Origin of the sequence: Micromonospora sp. NBC_00858, from assembly GCF_045207365.1 — a bacterium.
Classification (GTDB): domain Bacteria; phylum Actinomycetota; class Actinomycetes; order Mycobacteriales; family Micromonosporaceae; genus Micromonospora.
Genome location: NZ_CP108828.1, coordinates 3,007,892 through 3,034,012, shown reverse-complemented (window position 1 = coordinate 3,034,012; position 26,121 = coordinate 3,007,892). Strand labels below are relative to the sequence as shown.

Genomic DNA, 26,121 nt, shown 5'->3' with positions numbered 1-26,121 from the left:
CCGTTCGGCCGCACCGACAACAAGGAGGAAAGAACATGATCCATGGACGCGTGCGGAGGGTGCCCCTCTGGGCCGCCCTGGCCGCGCTGGTGGTCGGAGGGGCTGTGGGTGTGCCATCCCCAGCCAACGCCGCCAGCCCGATTTTGCCCGGCAACGAGGGCGACGTCGGGGTTTACACCGACGGGCAGAGCCATGCCATGGACATCGGCGACCCGGCCTACAGCAACGTCGGCGACGTCGCCAACCAGCTCATGCCCGGTGTGCCGTTCACCGCGGGGAACATGCACCAGTCGATCTTCGAGAAGGATCTCGCCGCTGGCGGCACGGACTACTACCTCGACCGCATTCTGGGTGTCCACGGGACACTCGGGTCAGCGGTGCTGATGACCCGAGGCCGATCCCTGTACATGCGCGGCGCGAGCAACAACAACTTCACCACCATGGGATTCGCCGGCAGCGCCTACGTCGGTGGCCCCAACAACCTCGGCAACCTGTACACCGTCACGGTGCCGGGGCAGACCGTCACCGAGGTCAACGCGAACCGGTTCAACGCGCCGAGCCACGCCAGGAGCCGGTACACGATCGGGACCACCGGCGTCACCGCCGACCTGACCAAGTTCATCACCGACGACAACGTCGCGGTCACCGCCATCGACTTCAAGAACCCCGGCGGCTCGCCGGCGACCTTCACCGTCCGCGCCGCTTCCCCGCTGGCCACCCAGCCCGGAACGGGCACGGCGACGCTCACCGGCACGCGCACCATCACCAGCGGCGCCAACAACGGACTCGTCGACACCGCGTGGAACTCGATCAAGATCGACCTCACCGGTGCCGGTTTCAGCCGTACCGGCACAAACCTGGACCGCGAGATCACCGTGCCCGCGGACGGCTCGCTGTCGCTGTCGGTCGTCGGCGCCGTCTCCTCGGCCACGCTGACCAAGACGGTCGAGAGCTACCAGGAGTACGCCGGCATGTCGGCGGCCACGGCCGTACGTACCGGCATCACCGCGTTCAACCGCCGCTGGGCACAGGACGTCCCCTACATCGACCTGCCCGACCCCGCCCTGGAAAAGGCCATCGTCTACCGCTGGTGGGGCGAGCGGTACAACACCCTCGACGCGAACGCATCCGGTCACGTCTACCAGTACCCGACGACGATCGAGGGGGTGAACCTCTACCAGAACGCCGTGGCGCTGACCCAGCCGATGCACCTGCAGGACACCAAGTGGCTGCGCACGCCCTACCTGCCGTACGGCCAGATCCTCAACATCGGCGAGCTGTCCGGCTCCTCGGCCTTCCTGGACAGCCCGGGGCACACGAGCTGGAACAACCACTACTCGCAGTACCTCGGCACGGCGGGGCTCGAGGCCTACAACGTGCACGGCGGTGGCAAGGAGATCGCCGGGAAGTTCGCGCACTACTTCGAGGGCGACGGCGTCGGCCAGCTTGAGCACTACGACGGCAACGACGACAAGCTCATCGCGTACGACACCAACTACATGCCGGGCAACGACGCCGACGCCATCACCTTCGGCTACCCGAAGACCAACGCCGGCGCACCCGGGGCGCGCACGATCGAGCGACCCGAGTCGGCGTACGTGTGGGGCGCGTTCGACGCCGCCCGCCAGCTCTACCAGATCGCCGGCGCCGACCAGGCCAAGGTCGACGAGATGGCGACCGGTGCCAACGAGATCCGCGCAGCGATCCTCGACCGGCTGTGGAGCCCCGACACGCGGATGTTCCTGGCCGGCACGTCGCACGGAGCCACCAGCGCGGCCAGCTCCAACGGCCGGCCCAACCCGCTGCCCCAGTCGGCCCGTGACCTGATCCCGGCCAAGGAGTCGAACCTCTACGACATCTACGCCGAGAACCTCATCCCGTTCGACCAGTGGCAGACCTACGTCGACGGGTTCCGCTTCCTGACCTACGGCGACAACTTCCCGATCTTCCCGTTCTACACCGCCAACCAGTACGACCGGTCGGCCTACGGGGTGGGCGGCTCCAACAACTTCTCCAACATCAACTTCACCGTGCAGTACCGCAGCGTCCGCTCCGCGCTGCGCCACTACGACCCGGAGCAGAAGTACATCACCCCGGCGTACGCCAAGCGGCTGCTGGACTGGATGGCCTGGAGCATCTACCCGGGTGCGGACATGCGGGTCGCGAACCAGGCGGAGTACTACTCCAACTGGAACGCGACCGCGAAGACCTACAACCGCAACAACCCGAACCACATCATGCTCGGCAACATGAACTACATCTTCGTCGAGGACATGGCGGGCCTGCAGCCGCGCTCCGACGACAAGATCGAGCTGTCGCCGATCACGTTCGGCTACGAACACTTCATGGCCAACAACCTTCGCTACCACGGGCAGGACGTCACCATCGTCTGGGACCCCGACGGCAGCAAGTACGGCCTGGGCGCCGGCTACAGCCTGTTCCTGAACGGCGAGAAGAAGGTCAGCACCGACAAGGTCGGCAAGTTCACCTACGACCCGGGCACCAACCAGGTCCAGGCCGAGGACGGCCTCACCGTCACCTTCACCGCGACGACCGGGGCCAACTTCCCGAGCGCGGTCGACGCCCCGATCCAGGACGACCGCGTCGTCTCGTACCTCAAGACGGCCGGCATCGACCTCACCGAGGACGCGCCGAACCTGACGGCGGGCGCCAACCTCAGCTCGTCGTACACCCAGCAGGGTGTGCGGCCGACGCCGTGGCGGCAGTTCCATACGCCGGGCTGGAGCACCACCTCGATGAACTACACGCCCGGCGCCATCAAGGAGACCGAGCGGCCGGTGTCGCTGGCGGCCGTGACCGACGGCGTCACCGCCAACGAGCCGTACTGGGGCAACTACGGCACGGCTGACAAGAACGGCTACGTCGAGCTCGACCTGGGTTCGGCCAAGTCCTTCGACAACGTGAGGGTGTTCTTCGTCAGCGACCGTCAAGCCGGTGGCTACCGCGAGCCCGCGCGCTGGTGGGTCCAGGTGCCCGACGGCAACGGAGGGTGGAAGGAGGTACCCGGCCAGTTCAAGAGCCCGACCGTCCCGTCGGCGAAGTTCAACGAGGCGTTGTTCGACACCGTGACGTCGAACAAGCTGCGCATCGCCTTCACGAACAACCCGACCTTCTTCACGGCGATCTCCGAGATCCAGGCGTTCGACTCGGGGCGTGACGTACCGGAGGTCTCGAACCAGGCACCTGCGGTCACCGCCACCCGCGACGGCTCGGCGGACGGCAACCTGTCCACCAGGCTGGTCGGCACGGCGTCCGACGACGGCGTCCCCTACGACAGCGAGCTCACCTTCGGCTGGGAGACCGTCTCGGCGCCGCAGGGCGCGGGCGTCATCTTCTCCGACGCGAAGGCGCTGGCGACCCGGGTGACCGGCACGGTCGAGGGTGACTACGTGTTCCGGCTCTTCGCCACTGATGGCGAGAAGCGGTCGGAGGCGACCGTGGCGGCGACCCTCGCCAAGCGGGAGGTCGTCGCGGAGTTCGGCTCCTCGGCGACGATCAGCACCAGTGGGACCTCGTCGTGGGAGAACCACCAGCGGGTCAACGAGAGCAGCACCCCGAACAGCTCCAACCCGGGTGCCGGAAACGGCTGGGGCAACTGGGGCCAGACGCAGAACGGCACCAGCATCGAGCGTGCCGCGTGGCTCCAGTACCGGTGGACCGCACCGGTGCGGCTGTCGTCGACCGACATCTACTGGTACGACGACAACGGCGGCACCCGTCGGCCCACGGCCACGACGTACGCGATCGAGAGTTCCGAGAACGGCACCACCTGGACGCCGGTCACCCTCACCAAGGGCTCGACGTACGCCGCTGGGCTCACCACCAACACCTACAACCATTTCGACTTCGAACCCGTCACAACCAGTTACCTGCGCATCCGCATCTGGGGCCTGATGGATGGCGGTGCCGGCACGGGCGTGCTGCGCTGGCGCGCCAACGGCGAGACCGTCAACTCGGTGCGCTCGCCGGTGCTCATCCGGACCGGCGTGGGCCAGGTGCCCGCCCTGCCGAGCACGCTCGACGCGATCTACGCCAGCGGCGCTCGCGGCACCGTCGCGTTCAACTGGCAGGAGATCACGCCAGCGATGGTCGCGGAGCCCAACGTGGACCCGTTCGTGGTCTACGGCACGAACGACGCGTACGGCCAGATCGCCGAGGCCCGCATCTACGTGCGGCCCGAGATGTCCCCAGGCGGCATCTCGATCCAGGGCGCCGAGGCGTTCGAGCAGGCCGTCGAGGTGGGCGAGCTGCCCTACCTGCCGAACAAGGTGGAGGTCTCCTACAACGACGGCTCCCGCGACAACCAGGCCATCGGTGTCGACTGGGACTTCGACGAGAACATCGTCAACACCCCCGGTCGCTACACCATCATCGGTGACCTGATCCTGCCCTACTACGTCAGCGAGGCCGGTGCCACGCGGACCACGCTGACGCTCACCGTGGGCGACCCGCCGGAGACCCCGGCGTGGGACGTCGAGGTGCAGGCACGCACACAGTGCACCGGCACCAACGTCTATGTCTCGGTCAACGCTCGCAACGCCGAGGACGTGCCGCTCACCATCGAGCTGGTCACGCCGTACGGGTCGCGCACGGTGGCCAACGTCGCGCCCGGGAAGGCCGCCTACCAGGCGTTCAACACCCGCGCCAGGACGGTGCAGGCCGGGATCGCGACGGTGAAGGCCACCGGAACCGTCAACGGCCAGCCGGTAACCGAGGAGTTTGAGGCGCCGTTCGGCGCACTCAGCTGCGGCTAGGCATCCGTGGTGGCGGCGCCGCACCGGTGCCGCCACCACCCCCGCCCAACAGTGAGGAGATCGACACCGTGAACACCACCGTGGTGCGCGGCGCCGCCCCACCAACCGCCCGGCCGTCGCGTCGGCTCCGCAGGATGGCCGCCGCGACGGCGGTCGCCGGGCTCGTCGCCGCTGGCCTGGTCGGGGTCGCCGCGCCGGCCTACGCCGCCGATCCGTACACCTTCACCAACACCGTCAACCCGATCCTCGGCGACGGCAGTTACTACTCGGCCGATCCGGCGCCGGTCGTCGTGCCGGCCGGCGCTCCCGGTAACGACACCGACCGGGACGAGCTCTACATCTACACCGGCCATGACCAGGCCGGACCGTCCACCAACGACTTCATCATGAACGAGTGGGGCGCGTTTCGTACCACGGACGTCGAAGCCGGCGAGTGGACCCACCATCCGTCGCTGATGCGCCCGGAACAGGTCTTCGCGTGGGCGACGCCGGGACGCGCGTACGCGGGCCAGGTCATCCAGGGCGTCGACAAGCGCTACTACTGGTACGTCCCGATCAACGAGCGGGACAGCCCGGCGGCCGACAAGTTCGCCATCGGCGTGGCCGTCTCGGACAGCCCGACCGGCCCGTGGACCGACCACGCGGGCGGGCCGATCATCTCCCAGCGGGTGCCCGCGGCCAACAACATCCACAACATCGACCCGACGATCCTCATCGACGGCACCGCCCCGAACCAGCGGGTGTACGTCTGGTGGGGCTCGTTCAGCCAGCTGCGCATGCAGGAATTCCAGCAGGACATGAAGACCCCGGTCGGCACCCAGCGCACCGTCACCGGCCTGACCGGCTTCTTCGAAGGCGCCTGGGTCTTCAAGCGCAACGACACCTACTACATGGCGTACGCCGGCAACAACGCCGGCCCGACCTCGCAGTGCACGCCGGCGAACTACCACGCCTGCATCGCGTACGGGACGGCTTCGTCGCCACAGGGGCCGTGGACCTACCGGGGGACCGTGCTCCGGCCGGTCTCCTCGACGACGAGTCACCCGGGCATCCTGGAGTTCAACGGCACGTGGTACCTCGTCTACCACACCGCTGACGCCGTTGGCGGCGGCCACTTCCGCCGCTCGGTGGCGATCGACCCGCTGGAGTGGGACGACACGCTGACCCCGCCGCGGATGAAGCTCGTCACGCCGACACCGATCAGGGGACCGGACCGCACTCCCCGGCCGAACATCGCCCAGGAGGCGACGGTAACCGTCTCCAACCAGCCGGTGCCCACCCAGTACTGGGTCAAGGCGCTCAACGACGAGATCGTCCGATCGAACCCGCTGCCACCGGACATGTGGGGGACCTGGACGGGCAACAACCCGCCACAGCAGTGGGTGCAGTACACGTGGGCCCAGCCGATGCGGATCTCCGGTTCGCAGATCGACTTCTGGAACGACCAGCCGCAGGGCAGCGGCGTCGGCGTCGCCGCACCCGCCCGCTGGCGCGTCCAGTACTGGAACCTCGACACCGGGCAGTGGGCCGAGGTGCCCAATCCGAGCGGCTTCCCGACCGGCACGCAGGGCTTCCAGGACACCACGTTCGACCCGGTGACCACCACGCAGGTACGCGCCGTGCTCGACGCGTCGACCAACGGCAGCACCTACTCGGCGGTGGCGGTCGAAGAGTGGAAGATCCTCGCAGCGCAGCCGGAGACCGTCAGCGCACCGACAATGACGGTGGAGGTGGGGGAGACCGAACTGCCCGGCAGCGTTCCCGTGTCGTTCGGCGCCGAAACGCTGGGGGTGCCGGTCTTCTGGGACCCGGTGCAACCCGACGACGTCGCGACGCCCGGAACGTTCACCATCCAGGGCAGTGTGCTCGGCTACGCCGCCAGTCGCGTATCCGCGCAGGTCCGAGTCATCTCGGCCGGCGACACCGAGGGCGACGAGACCCCGCCGACACTGACGCTCACGCCCAGCGGCAGCGCGGGCGGTGCCGGCTGGTTCCGGTCCGCGGTGCGGGTGCGCGTCGCCGGTACCGACGACCGTGGCGGTCGGCTGACCATCGAGTCGCGGGTGGACGACGGCGAGCCGGTCACCGCGAGTGACGTGCGGTCGGTTGACGTCACCGTCTCCGGAGACGGTCAGCACACCGTGCGGGCTACCGCGACCGACCGCGCCGGCAACGTCTCCGCGCCCGCGAACGTCCCCGTACGCATCGACGCCACGGCACCGGTCAGCACCGCCACCGCGAACAGCGCCACCCGGACGGTCACGGTGACCGCCAGCGACGCGACCTCCGGGGTCGCCCGCATCGAGTACTCCATCGGCACCGGCGCGTGGACCGCCTACAGCGGCGCCATCGCGGCACCCGACTCCAACCGGCACACCGTGTTGTTCCGTGCCCTCGACGTGGCGGGAAACCTGGAGACCGCCAAGACGGTCACCATCCCGGCGGACCTGTCCGGGCCACTCACGGGCAACATCGGACCCATCGCGACCCCGACCGCCTCCTACACGGCGGGTTGGAACAGCGTCACGGCCCTCAACGACGGCGCCGACCCGTCGAACCCGAGCCAGGCCCAGCTCTGGGGCACCTGGTCCGGCACCCGTCCGGCGACCCAGTGGGTCCAGTACGACTGGTCGCGCCCGGTACGAATCACCGGCGCCGAACTGAAGTTCTGGCGGGACGCCAACCGCGGCACCGGCGACGGCGTGGCCGAGCCCGACGGGTGGGTGCTGCAGTACTGGGACGAGCCCGGCTCGGCCTGGCGCGACGTGACCGGCGCATCCGCCTACGGCACGAGCACCACCGCGTTCAACACCGTCACCTTCGACCCCGTCACCACGCCCCGGGTGCGGGCCACGATCCGGGCCAACGGGAACGGCACCACCTACTCGGCGGTCGCGATCACGGACTGGCGGGTCTTCGCCGACGACCCGGGCGTACCACCGGAGGTGCCCGTCACGGTCAGCGCGCAGGCGCGGTGCGTCGGCGGTAGGGCGTACGTCGCCGTGCAGGCGCGCAACGAGCACGACGCGCCGGTGGACATCGTCCTGGAGACGGCGCACGGCCAGCGTTCGGTCGCCAACGTGGCGCCGGGTGCGAACGCCTACCAGTCGTTCGCGACCCGGGCGGTCTCGGTGGCGGCCGGCTCGGCGACCGTCCGGGCCACCGGGCCCATCAACGGCGAGGACGTGACGACCGTCCGCACCGCCGACCACGCCGGTGTCGATTGTGCCGGCGATCCCCGTCAGGCCCCGTAACCACTAGTGACATTGGAGTAGCAGATGAACACGTGGAATCGAAAGCGGTTGATCGCGGCGGGCGCGGTGCTGGTCGGGACGGTGGCGTTGCAGTCGCCGGCCCGGGCGGAGCCCGGTGACAACGCCGACGTGCAGGTGACGGTCGACATCGAGGAGATCACCGAACCTGGTGTGCTCGCCATGTCGATCGCCGGCAACTCGGTCGCGCTGTCCGAGGACGGCTCGACCCTGCTGGTCCGTCAGTTTGTCGGCACCCTGCCGACGGTGACGGTCACCGACACCCGTACGGCCGAGGAGGTGCCCGACAACGCCGCCTGGGCCGTGCTGGGTAGCGCCACCGACTTCGTCGGCGGCGCCGGTCAGGCTCCGATCAGCGCCGGCCACCTTGGTTGGAAGCCGCGCCTGCTCGACGGCGGCGACACCGGCCTGGTCTCCGGAGGCGAGGAGGTGGTGACCGTCCTCGACGAACCGACCCAGCCCGGCAACAACGTGGGCCTGGTCGACCAGGAGCTGTTGGTGTCGACGTTCGACTCCGCGGCGGTCACCGGCGACGCGTACTCCGTCAACGCCGACCTGTACCTGCGGACCCCGGCCGATGTCGCCGCCGGCTCGTACACCTCGACGTTGACCCTGTCCCTGTTCGAATGACGCACGGGTGGGGGCCGTCTCGCCGCGGCCCCCACCATCACATCCCTTCGTCGAAGGACCCCGCGATGATCCGGACCTTGCCGCGGACGCTGATGCGGCTGCTCGCCCTGCTGGCCGCGGTGCTCGTCACCGTGCCGATCGCACCCGCCACCGCGGTGGCGGAACCGACCAGTCCGACCCTGACCTGGGCGGTCCAGCCAGCCAACCAGCAGGGTCCCGACGGCTGCCGGTGGATCGAGCGCACGCTCGACCCGGGTCAGGTGGTGACCGAGCACCTGGCCGTGCGGAACCTCAGCGACGGCAGGGCGGTCTTCGCCCTGAAGGCCGCCGACGGCTACCTCACCGACAAGGGGCGCTTCAACATGCTCCCGTCCGACCGAGAGTCGGAGGACGGCGGCACCTGGATCACGGTGCAGAGGACGGTCACCGTCGGGCCCAAGGAGACGAAGGTGGTGCCGTTCACCATCACCGTGCCGCACGACGCCTCGCCGGGGGACCACCCGGCCGGCATCGCGGCGACGGTCACGAGCGCGGGGGGCACGGTCGCCGTCGAGAGCCGGGTCGGGTTCCGGGTCATGCTGCGGGCCAGCGGTACGGTCACGGCCGCCCTGGCGATCAGCGGTCTCACCGCCAGGTACGAGCGCTCGTGGAACCCCTTCTCGGCCGGCGCCATCCACCTCAGGTACACCACGACGAACAACGGCACCGTGGCGGTGACCGGTGCCGGCCGGACGACCGCCACCGGGCCGCTCGGCCTGGGCACGCGGCAGACCTCAACGAAGGTCGACGAGATGCTTCCCGGCGGCAGCCGGGAGGTCGACGCCCGCGTCGACGGAGTCTGGGCATGGGGGCGACTTCGGACGAGCGTCGACGTCACCCCGGCCGTCCCCGGCGCTGGCCCCACCGGCGCCGAGATCCAGTCCGCCACCGCCACCGTCACGACCTGGGCTCTGCCCTGGCCGCAACTGGCCCTCGCTGCCATCCTCGCAGCCCTCGCCCTCACCATCCGGAGCGCCGCGCGGCGACGCCGGCGGCGACTCGCGCAGCTGCTCGCCGACGCCCGGGACGAGGGCCGGGCGGAAGCCCGGAGGCAGGCCGCACCGTCAGCATGTACCCCCGCCTGAAAGGACGATTTTCACGTGGTCCAATCCGAGAAAATGCCCGCCAGTCGACGTCAGGTACTTCAGGCATCAGCCGTCGGTGTCGCCGCGGTGGCCACCGCGGGCGCGCTCCCGACGACCGCTGCCCAGGCAGCAACAACCTCCGAGGCGACAATCGGCCCGACCGCACGGGGCGCGACCCCGGCCGATCCCGGCCCCGGCGGCACCGCCCCGGTCAGGCCGTTCCAACTGCGTGACGTGACGCTGGGCGACGGCCTGCTCCAGGAGAAGCGCGACCGGATGAAGAACTACCTTCGGCAGCTCGACGAGCGGCGCTTCCTCGTGCTGTTCAACAATCAGGCCGGCCGGCCGAACCCGCCGGGCGTCTCCGTCCCCGGAGGCTGGGAGGACGGCGGGCTGCTCAGCGGCCACTGGGCCGGCCACTTCATGACAGCCCTGGCGCAGGGCTACGCCGACCATGGAGAGCCGATCTTCAAGAGCAAGCTCGACTGGATGGTCGACGAGCTCGCGGCGTGCCAGGCCGCTATCACCGCGCGGATGGGCGGCGACCCGGGCGGTGAGGAACCGGAGGAGCCGCAGATCGGCCGGGTGCCGGGCCGCTTCGGAAGTGGCCTCCGCCTGAACGGCCCCAGCCGGGCACAGCACGTGGCCCTTCCCCAGGAGGCGATCAGCCAGCTCGCCGACTTCACCATCGCCACCTGGGTGAATCTCGCATCCGCCCAGAGCTGGAGCCGGCTGTTTGACTTCGGCCAGAACACCACGGTCAACATGTTCCTGACCCCGCGTGCCGGTGTCACCGGCAACGTGCCGAGGTTCGCGATCACGGTCAGCGGAAGCGGCGGGGAGCAGCGGATCGACGGCGCCGCGGCATTGCCGACCAACCAGTGGGTGCATCTGGCCGTCACCCTCACCCAGAACACCGGCACGCTGTACGTGAACGGCCAGCAGGCCGGCCAGAACACGACCATGACCCTCAGTCCGGCCAACCTCGGGAACCCCGGAAACCGGTGGATCGGGCGGTCGCAGTACGGCGATCCGTTCCTGGACGCGACCGTCGACGAGTTCCACATCTTCGACCGTGCCCTGAGCCAGCCAGAGGTCCAGTCGTTGCTGGACTCGGCGGACGGGAGCACCGGCGGCGGGTCGATCGCCTGGTACCGGTTCGAGGAGGAGGAAGGCTCCACGATCAGGGACGCCTCGCCCAACGGCCGGGACGGCGGCATCGTGGCGAGCCAGAGCGGCGGGGCCGCCGTCTGGGTCCCGACCCACCCGGGTTATCTGGGCGCGATCCCGGAGGACGCGGTGCTCCGACTCGGTCCACCGAGGTGGGCCGTCTACGGCGGCGACCTGACCACCAACACCTGGGCGCCGTGGTACACGCAGCACAAGATCATGCGTGGTCTGCTCGACGCGTACTACCACACGGACAACCAGAAGGCCCTCGACGTGGTCGTCAGGATGGCCGACTGGGCTCACCTCGCGCTCACCGTCGGGGACAAGAACCACCCCGCGTACTCGGGCCCGATCACCCGGGACAACCTGAACTACATGTGGGACCTCTACATCGCGGGCGAGACCGGGGGCGCGAACGAGGTGTTCCCCGAGATCTACGCGCTCACCGGCGACGCGAGGCACCTGGACACCGCCAAGCGCTTCGACAACCGGGAGTCACTCTTCGACGCCTGCGTCGAGAACCGCGACATCCTCGTCACGACGCCACAGACCCGTCCCGGTCGTCGTCGGCCGGACCGGCTGCACGCCAACTCGCACGTGCCGCAGTTCGTCGGCTACCTGCGCGTCTACGAGCACAGCGGCGACCGCGAGTACCTCCAGGCCGCCAAGAACTTCCTCGGAATGGTCGTCCCGCACCGGATGTACGCCAACGGCGGGACGGGCGGCAACTACCCAGGTTCCAACAACAACACCGAGTTGTTCCAGAACCGGGGCAACATCGCGAACTCGATCGCCCAGGGCGGCGCGGAGACCTGCACCACCTACAACCTGATCAAGCTGGCTCGTAACCTGTTCCTCCACGAGCACAACCCGGCCTACCTGGACTACTACGAGCGCGGCCTGCTCAACCAGATCCTTGGTTCGCGCGCCGACAACACGAACGTCAACAACCCGCAGGTCACCTACTTCCAGCCGCTGACCCCGGGGGCCACCCGCAGCTACGGCAACACCGGCACCTGCTGCGGCGGCACCGGCATGGAGAACCACACCAAGTACCAGGAGACGATCTATTTCAAGTCGGCCGACGGCAGGACGCTCTGGGTCAACCTGTACGCACCGTCGACGCTGACCTGGGCCGAGAAGGGCTTCGTCGTCACTCAGGAGACGAGCTACCCGCGAGACGACCGCACCAGGCTGACCGTCAACGGCCGCGGCCGGCTCGACATCAAGCTGCGGGTGCCGGGCTGGGTGCAGAAGGGCTTCTTCGTCACGATCAACAGCGTCGCTCAGAAGGTCGCCGCCAAGCCCGGCAGTTACCTGACCTTGAGCCGGACCTGGAAGCCGGGCGACACGATCGAGATTCGGATGCCGTTCAGCATCCGAATCGAGCGGGCCCTGGACCGCCCCGACACGCAGTCGGTCTTCTGGGGTCCCCTCCTCATGCAGATCCTGGGGAACCCGGGTGTGGGCAACTACCGGGAACTGTCCCTGTACCGCCACTTGAAGCGGGACGGCGACTACGCCCGCTCGGCGATCACTCACGACAGCACCACGGCGACGGGTGACGCGCTGTTCACCACGCACGGCTTCACCCTGCGGCCGTACCACATCGGCGACGCCCAGGCCGCCTCGACGTACTTCCGGCGGGTCGAGCCGACGATCGTGTTCGGGTCGGTCGACACCGGTGTGCCGAACCGCAAGCGGAACGACGGCCTGCCGAACTACGACGTACCCGTAGCGGGCATTCCGTCGCCCGGCAGCGACGGCCCCACCTTCCTCGACCTGGTCTGGGATCAGGCGCCCTTCAAGAATCACGGCCAGTTCGTGTCGACCGTCAGCCACATCGCGAAGGCGTTCGTCGAGGCCGGCATCTTCAGCCGGGGGGAGAGGTCGATCGTCGTGACGAGCGCCGCTCGATCGAACAAGGAGCTCGCTCCGTAGGCGGTGCCGGCTGTTGCCCGCCCACTCCATGGATGGCCGTGGCCCGGTCGACCCGACCGGGCCTCGGCTGTTCCGGTGGCCCAACGGCCGGCTGCTCAAGGTTTCGAGAGAGGTTTCGAGGAGGCGAGTTGCCGCGACCCCGCCTGCCACAAGAGCGGCGGGATCCCCGTGTAGTGTTCGGGCTGCAACCCCGCCGCAACGTCGCCGAAAAGGTTTTAGGATGTGCTTCCGCTGGCTGACCGACACGACACTCCGGCGGCGGCCTCGCCGACGCCCACCGCTGCGGTGTGGGTCGCTGGGAGGGAGCAAGCATGACCACCGAGCCTGAGGTCCCCGCTTATCGCCCGCCCACGCTCACCGATGTCGCCAAGCTCGCCGGGGTGTCGGTGGCTACCGCGTCCAAGGCCATCAACGGACGCGGCGAGGTGCGGACGACCACGAGAGTCCGAGTGCTGGAGGCCGCGGAGTTGCTGTCCTTCGCGCCGAACGCCCTGGCCCGCGGGCTTCTCAGTGGTCGGACCGGGACCGTCGGCCTGCTGACGAGCGACCTGGAGGGGCGCTTCTCGATCCCCATCCTGATGGGCGCGGAGGACGCATCCGGGGCCGGTCAGGTCTCGGTCTTCCTGTGCGACGCGCGCGGCGACGCGATCCGGGAGAAGCATCACGTACAGGCGCTGCTGTCCCGGCGCGTGGACGGCCTCATGGTCGTGGGCTCCCGCACCGACCCCCGCCCGCCGCTGGCCGGCAACATCCCCGTGCCGGTCGTGTACGTCTACGCCCCCTCCGCCGATCCGGCGGACATCTCGATCACCGTCGACAACGTGGGAGGTGGACGGCTCGCCATCGAGCACCTGCTGGCGTGCGGCCGGCGCAACATCGCCCACATCACCGGGGAGGCCGGTTTCCAGGCGGCCCGGGACCGCGCCGAGGGCGCGACGGCGATGCTCGCTGCCGCCGGCCTGAGAATGGTCGGCGACCGGCCCTACTTCGGGTCGTGGGACGAGTCCTGGGGGAGAGCCGCGGCACACATGGTCGTCGAGCAACATCCCGAGGTCGACGCGATCTTCTGCGGCAGCGACCAGATCGCACGGGGTGTCCTGGAGACGCTGCGCGACTTCGGACGCGATGTGCCGCGAACGATCTCGGTGATCGGCTTTGACAACTGGGAAGCCATCGCCGCCGACTCACGCCCGCGTTTGACCAGCATCGACATGAACCTCAAACATCTCGGCGCGGTGGCCGGCCAACGGCTCTTCGCAGCTATCGACGGTGCCGCGGCCAGCTCGGAGGAGTTCCCCGGTCGCGTCGTGATGCGCGAGTCGACCCTGCCCGTCGGCTGAGTGTCGGGGCGTGGATGCCGGCGCGGGTGGTCGAGGTCCCGGCGAGCGGGTATCAGCGATGCAGCACGGGGCCGGTGGACTCGCGTACCACGAGGCGGCCGGGTTGCCGGATGACGCCGGCGCCGGCGTTGCCGTCCATGGCGGCGAAGAGGTGATTGACCGCGGCGGCGCCGAGTTGTTCGAGATTGAGGTCCACGGTGGTCAGGGGCGGTCGACAGTCGGCGGCGAAGAACTCCCAGTTGTCGTATCCGACGATCGCCACGTCGTCCGGGATTCGCCGACCGAGGTCGCGCAGGGTGTCGGCGGCGCCAGCGGCGACCTGGTCGTTGCCGCAGAAGATCGCGTCCACGTCAGGTCGGGCGGCGAGCAGTAGCCGGGCGGCGTGCCGGCCCCACCGTTGCGACCACTCGCCGTAGAGCGGGTCGCCGGCGGGGGTGAGCCCCGCCTCGGCGAGCACCGCTCGTAGTCCGGCGACCCGATCGCGTGCCGCGCGGTAGGTGTCCGGCCCGGTGATGTGCCCGATCCTGCGTCGGCCGTGTGACACCAGATGTTCGGCGGCGAGCCGGGCGCCGCCCTCGTCGTCGGCGACGATCGACAGGTCTCGCGGATCGGTTGACTCGGCGTAGGCGTAGACCACCGGGACCGGGATGTCCTGTGTCAATGACGGGCGCAGGTCGTTGCTGTCGCCGACCACGATGAACCCGTCGACCTGGCGGGCGAGCAGGGTGCGGATGTAGTGCTGGCGGCGGATCGCGTCGCCGCGAGCGTCGCAGAGCAGGACGGACATCTGCCCGTTGCCGAGGGCGTTCTCGGCGCCGAGCAGGATGGGTATGGCGAACCGGCCGCCGAGTTCGTCAGTGAGCAGCCCGACCGTGCGGGTGCGCCCGGAGATCAGACCGCGGGCCAGCACGTTGGGCTGGAAGGACAGTTCGGCGGCGGCCCGCAGCACCCGCTCCCGGGTTTCCGGGGCGACCTCGGCGCGGCTGTTCAGTGCCTTGGATGCGGTGGCCACGGAGGTGCCAGCCCGGCTCGCCACGTCGCTCAACGTCACTGACTGGGATCGTCGTCGGCCCACCGAAAGCCTTTCGCAAACATTTCAGGGTGGTTGGTGGCTTGCTTGCTGCCCCTTGGTTCTCGTAAGAGTAGTGCCCAGACCGGCTCCGGGGAAGGCGCGAAGCCGCCGAGGCAAGGTGGACGGCCGATACCGACGACAGCCAATCGAAAGCGTTTTCGGACCGCAGCGCCTCGACAGTTAACCACCGACCGCGTCAGGTCCTTCACGCGGCACCCGGCCCCGGGCAACCACCCTACGTCAATCTCTCATTACCCGTAGTGTCGTCATCCGGTGGCGGTGACGGTGGACGGGCGCGGCAGGGTGGTCGATGACAGCGGATGGCGACGCCGGGGTTGCGGTTTCGGGCCGGAGGAATCCGGTGCATCCGGCACTCCTGGAACTCTTCTTCGACCTGGTCTACATCTTCGCGCTGATCTCCCTCGCGGAGAAGCTGGCCACCGAGCTCACCTGGACGGGTGCCGCACAGACCGTGGTGCTGCTGCTCGCGTTCACGTTCATCTGGGCGCTGACCGCGTGGGCGGGTGAGTCGCTCGACCGGGGCCGGCCAGCGGTCCAGCTGCAGTTCATCGGGGCGATGGCAGCGAGCCTGCTGTTGGCGGCCACGGTCCCCGACGCGTACGGCAGCCGTGGCCTGCTGTTCGCGATCACCTACGTGGCGATCCACGTCGGCTCCGGCGTCTACCACCTGCTGATCGTGCGGGAGACGTCCCGGCGTGGCAGGAACGGTCGGGTCCTGTTCTGGGAGGCCATCGCCGCAATCGGGTGGATCAGTGGAGGGTTGCTCGGCGACACGGCTCGGCTGGTGCTCTGGGCGGCGGCGGTCGGGGTGGAGTACACCGCGGCCGCTCTCGGCTGGCCGGTGCTGCGACTGGGGCGTCCGCGCTCCGAGGAGTGGGGGCCGGCCAGCGAGAGACTCTCCGAGCGGTACCGGCAGTTCGTCATCATCGCGCTCGGCGTCTCGATATTCACGACAGCGGAGACCTTCAGTCAGAGCGACTACACGGTTCCGCGGGTCTGGGCGCTTGTGGTCGTCTTCCTGGTCGTGGTGCTGATGTGGCGGATCTACATCTACCGTGCGGGAGAACTCCTGACCGACGCGATCGCCAAGTCGACGAACTCCGCCCTGCTGGGCCAGTCCGCCGCGATCACTCACCTGATCATGGTGGCCGGTATCGGGGGCGCGGCAGTCACCAGCAAGCTCGTCATCGACCGCCCGTTCGGCGAGACCCCACCGTCCTGGGCCGCGGTCATCCTCGGTGGACCGGCTCTCTTCCTGATCGGCCGTGGGCTGCTCGACTACACCGTGTTCGGTCGGGTGTCCAGGTCGCGGCTCGCTGGTCTGGTCCTGCTGGGCGGGGTGGCACCGGCGACGCACCTGCTGCCGCCGCTCATCGTCGTCCTCCTCGCCGTGGTCGTTCTCGCCCTGGTCGCCGTGGCGAACCTGCTGAGCACCCGGGTGCACACCCGTACGGCGAGGCCACCGGCGTTGAACTGACGTCGACCGGGCGGCAGCGCCGGCACTCCCGCAGCTCACCGGGCGGGCATCGGCGCACTGGTCAGCCGCGAGCGCGGGGCCGCCGTCTCCACGATCAGCGTGAGCAGCAGGACGAGGTTCGCCACGATCATGATGGCGAGCGGTGGCAGCAGCGGCATCGCGGGCCCGACGGCGACCAGCACGACCATCCCCACCACCCGTGACCAGAGGATCCGACCGGTGACCACGAAGTCGAACAGGCATCCACCGAGCAGGAAGAGCGCGGGCCCACCCAGGATGGCGACGATCCAGCCCGACGGTGCCTCGCCGAACGGGCGGTTGATGACGAGTGAGTCACTGGCCGAGATGACCACCACCCCCGCCACCATGACCAGGTGGGTGTACGAGGTGGCGGTGCCGGAGCGGAACCGTTCCACCGTCGAGACGGCGGTCGGCGCCAGTAGCTGCCGGATCCGGTGGAAGTAGATGTGGAACAGCAGGAGCGCGTTGGCGAACGCGATTGTGCACGCGACCACCCGGCCGGCCTCGAAGCCGCTGGCGGCCAGGCCCATCCCGATGGCCAGGATCAACTCGCCGAGCGAGATGATGAAGATCTGCCGGTGCCGTTCGGACAGGTGTGCGCCGGTGAAGATCTGGCTGGCGAGTTCGGTGCGACCGAGCCCCGGCGTCGGCCAACCAATCCGGGCCGACCCGAGGTCGACCGCCACCGCGATGGACCAGAGCACCAGCCTGGCCGTGCCGTCCACGAACACGCCGGCCACCCAGGGCCCGACGGTGACACCGAACCAGAAGAAGACCCGGATGCTCCTGGCCTGGATTGGCCGGTTCACCCGGGTGCCGGGGATGAGAACCGAATCCCGGGCGAGGTGGATGGCGAAGTACGCCGCGACGAAGAGCCACGCGTGTGTGCCGAAGGCACGCGGCACCGCGACGGCCATCAACAGGGTGCCGAACATGACCACGAGAACGGTGGCCTGGATCAGCGGCAGCCGCGGATTGAACAGGTCGGTGAGCCACGCGGTCAACACCCAGACCCACCATGCGGCCAGCAGCAGGACGGCGGTCTGCGCCGCGTTGCGAGCGCTGAGATCGTGGACCAGTCCCGCGGAGAGCCGGGAGAACATGAAGATGAAGACCAGATCGAAGAAGAGCTCCAGGAACGTCGGAAACTCGGGCGCGCCGGGTCGGCGAAGAATCCGGGGTAGCGGACTCGACGTCACGGCGTCTGCCTCCTATGGGACGCCGGACCGGGAGCGGAGGCGCTGGCAACCTGGCAAGGTTCCTGTCACCTCTGAACCTATAAAACAGGACATGCCCGGGCACCCGAAAGGGCTCAGCCCGTCTCAGTTGTTTCTTTGATCTTCAGGCATTGAAGGTCACCGGGGCGCGGGCCTATCGTGTCCGGGACCAACCACGTCACAACCAGAGGAGCCTCGGTGACGGACGCGCCTTCCACGGACGGGGGCCGGGCGAGCACAGTGGACACCAGCGTCCCGCACTCGGCCCGGTTGTGGAACTACCTCCTCGGCGGCAAGGACAACTTCGCCGCTGACCGGGAGGCGGCCGAGCAGGTGCTCGCCTTCATGCCGGAGTTGGTCCAGTCGGCCCGGTTCAACCGCGAGTTTCTGGGCCGTGCCGTGCGGCACCTCGCCGGTGACGCTGGCATCCGGCAGTTCCTCGATATCGGCACCGGCCTACCCACCGCGAACAACACCCACGAGGTCGCCCAGGCGACCGCCCCGGAATCGCGGATCGTCTACGTCGACAACGACCCGATGGTGCTGGTGCACGCTCGGGCGCTGCTGACCAGCAGCCCGGCGGGCGCCACGGACTACCTCGAGGCCGACCTGCGGGACCCGGGCCCGATCCTCGTGCAGGCCCGCCGGACACTGGACTTCGGACAGCCGGTGGCGATCATGCTGTTGGGGATCCTGAACTTCGTCGTCGACGACGACGAGGCGACGCGGATCGTCCGGCGTCTCGTGGACGCCGTACCCACCGGCAGCTACCTGGTCATCTCCCACCCGACCCGCGAGGTCAACCCGGAAGCGGTCGACCAGGCCGTGGAGATGTGGAACGCCGGCGGCGCCGCGCCGATGTGCGTGCGGACACCGCAGGAGATCGCCAGGTTCTTCGACGGCCTCGACATCCTCGAGCCCGGCCTGCTCACCTGCTCCCAGTGGCGTCCGGACGGCAACGACACCACACCCGTCTCCGAATACTGCGCCGTGGCCCGCAAGAGCGGCTGAGCGGTCGGCGAGGCCGCGCGTGACCGCCGGTCTCAGGCCTCCGGCAGGAACTGGGCGGCGAGGGTACGCGCCGTCGCCGTCAGTTTGTCGATGTCCAGGCCGGTGCGGCCCATGAACACGAGCCCCTGCTGCGCGGCCAGCAGTGCGCGCGCCGTCTCGACCGGGTCGGCATCGCTCGGCATGTCACCCTCGTCCTGGGCTCGTACGACGCACTCGGCGACCAGGGCGGTGGTGCTTTCGTAGGTACGCCGCGCCTCCGCCATGACGTCAGCGTCGGTGGTGGCCAGCTCGCAGGTGCTGTTCGCCATGAGGCAGCCGCGGCGGGCGGCGGCTCCGCCCGGGTCGCTCACCGGTGCCATCACGAACGCCCGCAGGGCGTCCAGGGCACGGGGAGTGGAGGTGAGCATCTCCCGCAGGTAGCCCCCACTGGTGTCGGTGTAGCTGCGCAGCGCCCGAAGGAAGAGCTGGTGCTTGTCGCCGAAGGCCCCGTATAGGCTGCCCTTGCCCAGCCCGCTGACGCGCATGAGGTCCTCCAGTGAGGTCGCCGCGTAGCCGGCGTCCCAGAACTGGTCCCGGACGGCGCGTAGCACCTGCTCCTCGTCGAACTGCCGCGGTCTGGCCATGTGACCAGCGTAGCAATTATTGACCGACCGGTCCACCAACCGTATGGTGGACCGGACAGTCAAAAACCTGGTCACGTGAAGGGAACACTCATGTCACAACCTCTCCAAGGCAAGATCGCCCTCGTCACCGGCGGTTCCCGGGGCCTCGGCGCGGCCACGGCCCGTTCGTTGGCCGACTCCGGCGCGGACGTCGCGATCACCTACGTCGGCTCCGCCGACAAGGCCGCCGAGGTCGTCGAGGAGTTGATGGGCCGGGGCGTACGCGCCGCCGCCTTCCAGAACGATCAAGCGGACACCTCGCGGGCACCCCAGCTGATCAACGATGTTGTGGCCCGGTTCGGCGGCCTGGACATCCTGGTCAACAACGCCGCCATCTCCGTGGAGCAGGGCAGAACGGTCGACGACCCCGACGCGGACATCGCCGCCCTGGACCGGATGCACGCCACCAACTACACCGGGGTCATCGCAATCATCCGCTCTGCGGCGAAGGTGTTGCGCGACAACGGCCGGATCGTCAACATCGGCTCGGGCGTCGGCTCCCGCGTCGGGGTCCCCGGCCTCGCTGACTACGCCGCGACCAAAGCCGGGCTCATCGGCTACACCAGGGGCGCCGCCCGCGACCTGGCACCGCGCGGCATCACCGTCAACATGGTGCAGGCCGGCCTGATGCTGACCGGCATGGAGCCGCCGAACCCGGAGGTCCTCAAGACCCTGGTGTCGAGCCTCGCCCTCCAGCGGCTCAGCGACCCGGCCGAGACCGCGGCGGCCGTCACCTTCCTGGCCAGCCCGGCCGCCTCGTACATCACCGGCGCCGTGCTCGACTCCAACGGCGGGTACACCGCCTGACCGGATCGGAACCAGGCGTCTCGTGCTCGGCTGTCCGGAGGTACGTTGTGGGTCCCGCTGCGCTCAGAGCGGGCACATCGGCCGAGCGGTCCGCGCACCTTCGGTCCGTACCACCACCGTCCGCATCCCTTCGGGAGACGTGAAAAAGATGACCGCCGCCACCTTCCGCGCCCTGCATCACGGCCGTGCCGCCGGTGACCCGTTGGTCCTGCCCGGGCCGTGGGACGCGGCCAGTGCCCGGGTCTTCGCCGACGCCGGCTTCCCGGCGCTCGCCACCCCGAGCGCCGGGGTCGCCGCTTCGCTCGGTTACGAGGACGGCGCGACCCCGCCGGACGAGATGTTCGCCGCGGTGGCGAGGATCGTCCGGGCCGTCCCGGTGCCCGTGTCCGCTGACATCGAGGGCGGTTACGGCCTCGCTCCCCGGGAGTTGGTCGGGCGGCTGCTGGAGGCGGGCGCCGTCGGCTGCAATCTGGAGGACTCCGAGAACCACGCCACGCTCAAGGATCCGCAGCGGCACGCGGACTGGCTGGCCGAGGTACGGGCGGAAGCGGGCAACGCACTCTTCATCAACGCGCGCGTCGACACCTTCCTCGTCGGGACGGGTGACCCGGCCGACGCCGTGGCGCGCGCCCGTCTGTACGTGGCCGCCGGCGCCGACTGCGTGTACCCGCTTCTGGCGCCGCTCGAGGTGCTCCCGGTGCTGCGGGAGGGCATCGAGGGTCCTATCAACATGGCGGCCGACACGGACAAGGAGTCGGTGGCCGAGTTGGGACGGCTGGGCGCCACGCGCATCACCTTCGGTCCGGGGATGCAGCGGTACGCGACGAGGGCGATCGGCGAACTCGCGGCAGGGCTGCGCCTCTGACGCCCGGCGATCCGGGCTGTTACCGAGGCTCGGCGGACAGGTCGATGCCCACGGCGCCGACGACGGCCTTGTCGCCGTCGTTCTGCACATAGCCGACCACCGTGGCCCGTCGAGGGTCAAGATCTGGCGGCGTCTCCAGTTCCACTCGCCCACGCTCGGCGTCCAGACCCAACGACGTGAAGGCGCGCACCACGTTGTCCTGCCGCAGCGTCCGGCCGGCATTCTCACCCCGGGCGACGTCGCTCTCCAGGCCGCGTTCCACGATCGCCACGTTCACCACCGCGCGCTGCGGCGGACGCTCGGTCTGATAGTCGATCATCACGCGCTGTCCGCCGCCGGCGCCTCCGGCGGAGTCCTGGACCGACAGGGCGAGCGGTGTGGGGGTTGCCGAGGTCAGCGCGGCCGCGATCGCGGCCGACGCCCGTCGACGGTCGGAACCGACGAACTCGACGGTGCCGTTGACCACCATCTGCGGGGTGTACAAGCGCCCGGAGCCGAAGGCCCGCGCGTACGCCTGCTGTCGCGCGGTGTACGCCGCGTCGGCGAACGGGTCCGGCCAGCCCAGATCGTCCCAGTAGTCGACGTGGAATCCGAGGGCGAAGACGGGCTGTCCCCTGGTCCGGGCATCGCGCTCGATCTCGGTCAGCACTTCCTCCGCGGGAGGACAGCTCGAGCAGCCCTGGGAGGTGAACATCTCCACGAGGGCGAAGCCGCCGTCCGTCGACCCGGTGCGCGGTGGGTCCGTCATGGCGCATCTCCTCCGTCAGTCCTGCTGGCGGCTCTCCGATTCCCGTTCCGGCCGTGACCATGCCTGCTCACCGTCGCTGTGCGCCGGCCAGGTCGCCCACCTGCCGGTACCTAACCGGGCAGGACTCCCGGGCCCGGGGCCACCGTCAGCGCCCCGCGCCTTCCGCGACGGGCGGACGGTCTGCCGAGGCGGCGGGGCCTGGTCTGCCGGGTCGCATGAGGACGGTCACGAGCAGGCCGGCGATGACCCCGACGGCTCCGGCCACGGCGAAGGTCGCCTGGACGCCGGCCACTCCGGCGGCGTGTGCCGCGCTTTCCAGCAGTTGCCGACCGGCTGCCGGAGCGGCACGCAGCAGGCCGGGTGTCTGCCCGCCGGCGATGGCGTGCGCGACGCGCCCCGGGTCCGGAATGTCACGTCCGGCCAGGATGCTCTGGGCGCGGGCGGTGAACACGCTGCCGAGCGCGGCGATGCCGAAGGCGAAGCCGAGTTGGCGGGCGGTGTTGACCGCTCCGGCCGCCATGCCTCCGCGGTCGGCGGGCACCAGGGACATGGAGAACGAGCCGAGGATGGGTGTCGCGAGGCCGACGCCGACGCCGACGAGAGCGAGCCCGGGCAGCAGCGACGGCCAACCGGCCGGACCGCGCAGGAGCGCCGCCGTGAGCAGGCTGCCGAGCCCGACGAACAGCAGCCCGGCGCCGATCACCAGGTCTGGCCGGCGGCCGTGCAACACCCGCCCCAGCACCGCCGAGACGCCGAACGCGGTGACGGACAGCGGCAGGCCGGTGAGCCCCGCCGCGAGCGGACTCATTCCCAGCACGGACTGCAGCCAGATCGAGGTATAGGTGAACGTGGTGAAAGCGGCGAACGTCAGCAGCAGCCCGGCGACCAGCATCGCGACGAACGAGCGGTTGCGCAGGAGGGCGAGATCGAACATGGCGTGTCGGGTGCGGGCCTCGATCGCGACGAACCCGGCCAGCAGGAGCGCTGCGCCCACCAGCAGCCACCAGACACCGACGGAGGACCAACCGTCCTCGTTCGCGCGGATGAGTCCGTAGGTCGCGCAGGCCGCGGCGGCGCTGAAACTCGCCATGCCAGGGACGTCGATCCTGCGGCGGACCGGCGCGTGGGCTTCGGTGAGCGTCCTGCGACACAGCAGGATGGCGGCGGCGCTGACCGGCAGGTTGACGAGGAAGATCCAGCGCCACGACGCGCCCTCGGTGAGCAACCCGCCGAGGATCGGCCCCAGCGCGGCCGAGGCACCCGACACCGCGCCCCAGATGCCGTAGGCGCTTCCCCGGTCGCGACCGGTGTAGGCGTTGTTGAGCAGGGCGAACGTGGTGGCGAACATGGCCGCCGCGCCGACGCCCTGTACGGCGCGCGCGGCGATCAACGCGCCCGAGTTCGGAGCGAGACCACACACCAGCGACGAGACGGCGAAGAGCGCGAGCCCGACGACGTAGGCCCGGCGGTGGCCCACCCGGTCGGCGATCGAGCCGGCGCCGAGCACCAGTGCGCCCAGCGCGAGAGCGTAGGCGTCCATGACCCACTGCAATACCCGGAAGGACGCGTCCAGGTCGTTGACCATGTCGGGCAGGGCGACGATCACGATCGTGACGTCGATCAGGAGCATGAACGTACCCAGGCAGACCGTCAGCAGCGGCAGCCACTTGCGCATTCTGATACCTGTCTTCTTCCGGGCGGGTGCCTCGGCGGGTCGACTGCCCGAACTCCGGCTGGTCGAACAGACGCAACCAGCTTCCTGGCGGCTGACGTCGGACAACCTGTGCGTGGCAGGTGATTCGAGTCCGCACCGCCGTACGGTGCACGCTGGGATCCACTCCAGCGCGCACCGCGCGCCCCTCCGGCCAGTGAGCCGGAGGGGCGCCGTACACCTGGGTCCTAGGTCCGGGGCCCGTAGGTCAGTCTGCGCAGGACGACCTCGGCGGGCCCGGGCCGCCCGCGCTTGTCGAGCAGGCGGGCGATCAGCACGGTCACCAGCCAGACGACGATCGCGATGATCAGGCCGCCAACGGTATGGCTGCCGAAACGGTCGCCGAGGGCGAGCGTGAAGGGTGCCAGGAGGACCAGCCAGGCCACCGACTGGAACAGGTATCCCGACAGGGAGCGCTGGCCCAGGGCGGAGAGCGCGCCGACGACGGGACCGGGCCGGATGACCCGCATGGCGACCAGGCCGAAGACGGCCACGTAGCCGGGGCCGGCGAACATGCCGCTGGCGCCGTGGAGCATGAGGCTCAGACTGGCGGTCGACGTGTCGACGTGCAGCCACCCGGCGCTGACCAGGGCAGCCGGGAGACCTCCGGTGACGGCGATCCCCAGTCCCAGGGCGGCGGTCCACCTGAGCAGGGTCCGGTGGCGGGCCAACTCTTCGAGGACGCGGCGGCGGGCCGCCCACATGCCCAGCCAGGTGATGAAGATGAAGGGCAAGACGGTCAGCGTGTGCGCCGGCCACTCGGCGAGGCGGTCCAGGATGGACGTGACGTAGTCGGGCGCCGCGAGGGAGTCGACGTGGTCCGACGGCAGCGGACCCGATCCGCCCGAGCCCTCGATGCGGCTCACCACGACGGCGCTGAGGACCAGGATCTCCACGACCGCCAGTGCCCACAGCACCAGCGCGATCCGGTGGAACCTGTCACCGCGGCGCAGCAGCGCCAGGGTCATCACGATCCCCACGATCCCGTACGCGCCGAGGAAGTCGCCGTAGTAGAGCAGAGCGGCGTGCGCGAACCCGAAGACGACGAGCCACAGGTTGCGGCGCAACAGCACGGAGCGGACCTGCTGCCGTGTGGCGCCGGAAGCGTCCTGGCGCCGGGCGAGCTGGACGAGTCCGTAGCCGAACATCACGGCGAAGACCGGGTAGCCGCGTGCGTGGACGAGTTCGAACAGCAGGAAGTTGAGGCCGCGGTCCACACCTTGCGGCGTGCTGTCGAGGCCCGGCTCGCCGGCGAAGACGACTCCGGCGACGTTGGCCAACGCGATGATCAGCAGCATCGCTCCCCGGGCCAGGTCCGGTGCGAGGGCGCGTTCGGCGCGAAGCGCCGGCCCTCTCGATGTGCGTGGTGCGGTGTCGATGCTCATGTCGTCCCTCTCCCCGTCCGGCTTAGTATGTCGGAGAAAGTATCACAGGCATACTAATGCCGTCTGGCATGATGAGTCCTGAATTCCGGAGGCGAACGAGGGGGCCATGACCAGCGACGACTTCGTTCCGGCTCGGCTGCGCCGGCTGTGGGGCATGTCCGAGTCGTCGCGGCTCGGGCGGCCGGCAGCCCTCGATGTCAATCGGGTCGTCGCCACGGCGGTGGAGATCGCCGACCGCGACGGGCTCGGCGGCGTGACGCTGCCCAAGGTTGCCAAGGTCCTCGGCTTCACCGGAATGTCGCTCTACCGGTACGTCGGCTCCAAGGACGAGCTGCTCACGCTCATGGCCGACGCCGCCATGGGCGTACCGCCGGACCCCCGCACCGACGACTGGCGGGACGGGCTGAGCGGTTGGGCCTTCGCGCAACGCGCGGTGTTCCAGCGTCGGCCGTGGCTGACACGCGTGCCCACCTCCGGACCGCCCTCCGGCCCGAATCAGATCGCCTGGATGGAGACCGGGCTGGCGGTCATGTCCCGTACCCGACTCGACTGGGCACACAAGATCGGCGTCCTGTCGCTGATCAACGGCTACGTGGTCCAGTCCGTACGGCAGTACAGCGACCTCGCCGAGGGCAGGGCCGAAGGCCAGGGGCAGGCCGACGCCGAGCGCGACTACGGCCGCGCGCTGGTGCGTCTCGTCGAACCCGAGCGCTTCCCCGAGACAGCCCGGCTGTTCTCCTCGACGCTGTTCGAGGCGCCGCCGTCCGACACCCCTGACGCGACGATCGCTGACGCGGACTTCACGCTCGGACTGGAGTTGATCCTCGACGGCGTCGCCGTCCGGATCGGGCGCTCCGACTCCTGACGCGCGG

General features: G+C 69.6%; 17 protein-coding genes. 11 read left to right on the top strand and 6 right to left on the bottom strand.

From position 1 onward, the window contains the following. Positions 1-35 precede the first annotated feature (35 nt). The 6 genes from OG990_RS14205 to OG990_RS14180 all read left to right on the top strand — a co-directional run bounded on the left by OG990_RS14205 (position 36) and on the right by OG990_RS14180 (position 14,252). Positions 36-4,775 carry a discoidin domain-containing protein gene (locus OG990_RS14205; protein WP_406080861.1) on the top strand — a complete coding sequence of 1,580 codons (4,740 nt, stop codon included), beginning with the start codon at positions 36-38 and terminating at the stop codon, positions 4,773-4,775. 68 nt (positions 4,776-4,843) lie between these two features. Then, positions 4,844-8,029 carry an OmpL47-type beta-barrel domain-containing protein gene (locus OG990_RS14200; RefSeq protein WP_406080859.1) on the top strand — a complete coding sequence of 1,062 codons (3,186 nt, stop codon included), beginning with the start codon at positions 4,844-4,846 and terminating at the stop codon, positions 8,027-8,029. Between the two features lie 24 nt (positions 8,030-8,053). Beyond that, positions 8,054-8,677 (top strand): hypothetical protein, encoded by a 624-nt coding sequence (locus OG990_RS14195; protein ID WP_328417664.1) that lies wholly within the window; start codon positions 8,054-8,056, stop codon positions 8,675-8,677. A gap of 65 nt (positions 8,678-8,742) precedes the next feature. Further along, positions 8,743-9,801, top strand: a complete 1,059-nt coding sequence (locus OG990_RS14190; protein WP_406080857.1) for a hypothetical protein — start codon at positions 8,743-8,745, stop codon at positions 9,799-9,801. Positions 9,802-9,888: 87 nt separating this feature from the next. After that, positions 9,889-12,912 (top strand): beta-L-arabinofuranosidase domain-containing protein, encoded by a 3,024-nt coding sequence (locus OG990_RS14185; protein ID WP_406080856.1) that lies wholly within the window; start codon positions 9,889-9,891, stop codon positions 12,910-12,912. 311 nt (positions 12,913-13,223) lie between these two features. Next, the gene (locus OG990_RS14180) at positions 13,224-14,252 is read left to right on the top strand and encodes a LacI family DNA-binding transcriptional regulator (RefSeq protein WP_406080855.1); all 1,029 of its coding nucleotides are present in this window, start codon (positions 13,224-13,226) and stop codon (positions 14,250-14,252) included. 52 nt (positions 14,253-14,304) lie between these two features. Here the strand turns inward: OG990_RS14180 and OG990_RS14175 are convergent, their stop codons facing one another. Then, on the bottom strand, positions 14,305-15,327 hold the full coding sequence (locus OG990_RS14175) for a LacI family DNA-binding transcriptional regulator (RefSeq protein WP_328417656.1): 1,023 nt from the start codon (positions 15,325-15,327) through the stop codon (positions 14,305-14,307). Positions 15,328-15,685: 358 nt separating this feature from the next. On the opposite strand from OG990_RS14175, the gene OG990_RS14170 reads away from it, so the two are divergent. Next, positions 15,686-16,822: a low temperature requirement protein A gene (locus tag OG990_RS14170; protein ID WP_406080854.1), complete on the top strand. Its 1,137-nt coding sequence runs from the start codon at positions 15,686-15,688 to the stop codon at positions 16,820-16,822. A 35-nt stretch (positions 16,823-16,857) separates the two neighbouring features. Here OG990_RS14170 and OG990_RS14165 read toward each other — a convergent pair whose 3' ends face one another. Next, entirely contained in the window at positions 16,858-18,042 is a 1,185-nt protein-coding gene (locus tag OG990_RS14165; RefSeq protein ID WP_406080853.1) for a low temperature requirement protein A, read from the bottom strand. 216 nt (positions 18,043-18,258) lie between these two features. Here OG990_RS14165 and OG990_RS14160 point away from each other — a divergent pair, with 216 nt between their 5' ends. Continuing rightward, positions 18,259-19,071 carry an SAM-dependent methyltransferase gene (locus OG990_RS14160; RefSeq protein ID WP_355602863.1) on the top strand — a complete coding sequence of 271 codons (813 nt, stop codon included), beginning with the start codon at positions 18,259-18,261 and terminating at the stop codon, positions 19,069-19,071. A 32-nt stretch (positions 19,072-19,103) separates the two neighbouring features. Here the strand turns inward: OG990_RS14160 and OG990_RS14155 are convergent, their stop codons facing one another. Next, entirely contained in the window at positions 19,104-19,694 is a 591-nt protein-coding gene (locus tag OG990_RS14155; RefSeq protein ID WP_386992272.1) for a TetR/AcrR family transcriptional regulator, read from the bottom strand. A gap of 90 nt (positions 19,695-19,784) precedes the next feature. Between OG990_RS14155 and OG990_RS14150 the strand changes: the two genes are divergently transcribed. Beyond that, positions 19,785-20,540, top strand: a complete 756-nt coding sequence (locus OG990_RS14150) for an SDR family NAD(P)-dependent oxidoreductase (protein WP_406080852.1) — start codon at positions 19,785-19,787, stop codon at positions 20,538-20,540. A 148-nt stretch (positions 20,541-20,688) separates the two neighbouring features. Next, a complete protein-coding gene (locus tag OG990_RS14145) occupies positions 20,689-21,405 on the top strand; it encodes an isocitrate lyase/phosphoenolpyruvate mutase family protein (protein ID WP_406080851.1) in 717 nt (238 codons plus the stop codon). Between the two features lie 19 nt (positions 21,406-21,424). On the opposite strand, the gene OG990_RS14140 is transcribed toward OG990_RS14145, so the two are convergent. From OG990_RS14140 to OG990_RS14130, 3 genes are all read right to left on the bottom strand, one after another. Then, positions 21,425-22,153, bottom strand: a complete 729-nt coding sequence (locus OG990_RS14140; protein ID WP_406080850.1) for a DUF1223 domain-containing protein — start codon at positions 22,151-22,153, stop codon at positions 21,425-21,427. 145 nt (positions 22,154-22,298) lie between these two features. After that, on the bottom strand, positions 22,299-23,828 hold the full coding sequence (locus OG990_RS14135) for an MFS transporter (protein ID WP_406080848.1): 1,530 nt from the start codon (positions 23,826-23,828) through the stop codon (positions 22,299-22,301). Between the two features lie 224 nt (positions 23,829-24,052). Continuing rightward, positions 24,053-25,249, bottom strand: coding sequence for a DUF418 domain-containing protein (locus OG990_RS14130; protein ID WP_406080846.1), 1,197 nt, complete (start codon positions 25,247-25,249; stop codon positions 24,053-24,055). A gap of 106 nt (positions 25,250-25,355) precedes the next feature. Between OG990_RS14130 and OG990_RS14125 the strand changes: the two genes are divergently transcribed. After that, positions 25,356-26,114, top strand: a complete 759-nt coding sequence (locus tag OG990_RS14125; RefSeq protein WP_406080845.1) for a TetR/AcrR family transcriptional regulator — start codon at positions 25,356-25,358, stop codon at positions 26,112-26,114. The last annotated feature ends 7 nt before the right edge of the window (positions 26,115-26,121 follow it).

Excerpts from the sequence above, each read along its gene's own strand:
- OG990_RS14205 (WP_406080861.1), top strand. The coding sequence starts at position 36 with ATGATCCATGGACGCGTGCGGAGGGTGCCCCTCTGGGCCGCCCTGGCC.
- OG990_RS14195 (WP_328417664.1), top strand. The coding sequence starts at position 8,054 with ATGAACACGTGGAATCGAAAGCGGTTGATCGCGGCGGGCGCGGTGCTG.
- OG990_RS14190 (WP_406080857.1), top strand. The coding sequence starts at position 8,743 with ATGATCCGGACCTTGCCGCGGACGCTGATGCGGCTGCTCGCCCTGCTG.
- OG990_RS14180 (WP_406080855.1), top strand. The coding sequence starts at position 13,224 with ATGACCACCGAGCCTGAGGTCCCCGCTTATCGCCCGCCCACGCTCACC.
- OG990_RS14155 (WP_386992272.1), bottom strand. The coding sequence starts at position 19,694 with ATGGCCAGACCGCGGCAGTTCGACGAGGAGCAGGTGCTACGCGCCGTC.
- OG990_RS14150 (WP_406080852.1), top strand. The coding sequence starts at position 19,785 with ATGTCACAACCTCTCCAAGGCAAGATCGCCCTCGTCACCGGCGGTTCC.
- OG990_RS14145 (WP_406080851.1), top strand. The coding sequence starts at position 20,689 with ATGACCGCCGCCACCTTCCGCGCCCTGCATCACGGCCGTGCCGCCGGT.
- OG990_RS14140 (WP_406080850.1), bottom strand. The coding sequence starts at position 22,153 with ATGACGGACCCACCGCGCACCGGGTCGACGGACGGCGGCTTCGCCCTC.
- OG990_RS14135 (WP_406080848.1), bottom strand. The coding sequence starts at position 23,828 with ATGCGCAAGTGGCTGCCGCTGCTGACGGTCTGCCTGGGTACGTTCATG.
- OG990_RS14130 (WP_406080846.1), bottom strand. The coding sequence starts at position 25,249 with ATGAGCATCGACACCGCACCACGCACATCGAGAGGGCCGGCGCTTCGC.
- OG990_RS14125 (WP_406080845.1), top strand. The coding sequence starts at position 25,356 with ATGACCAGCGACGACTTCGTTCCGGCTCGGCTGCGCCGGCTGTGGGGC.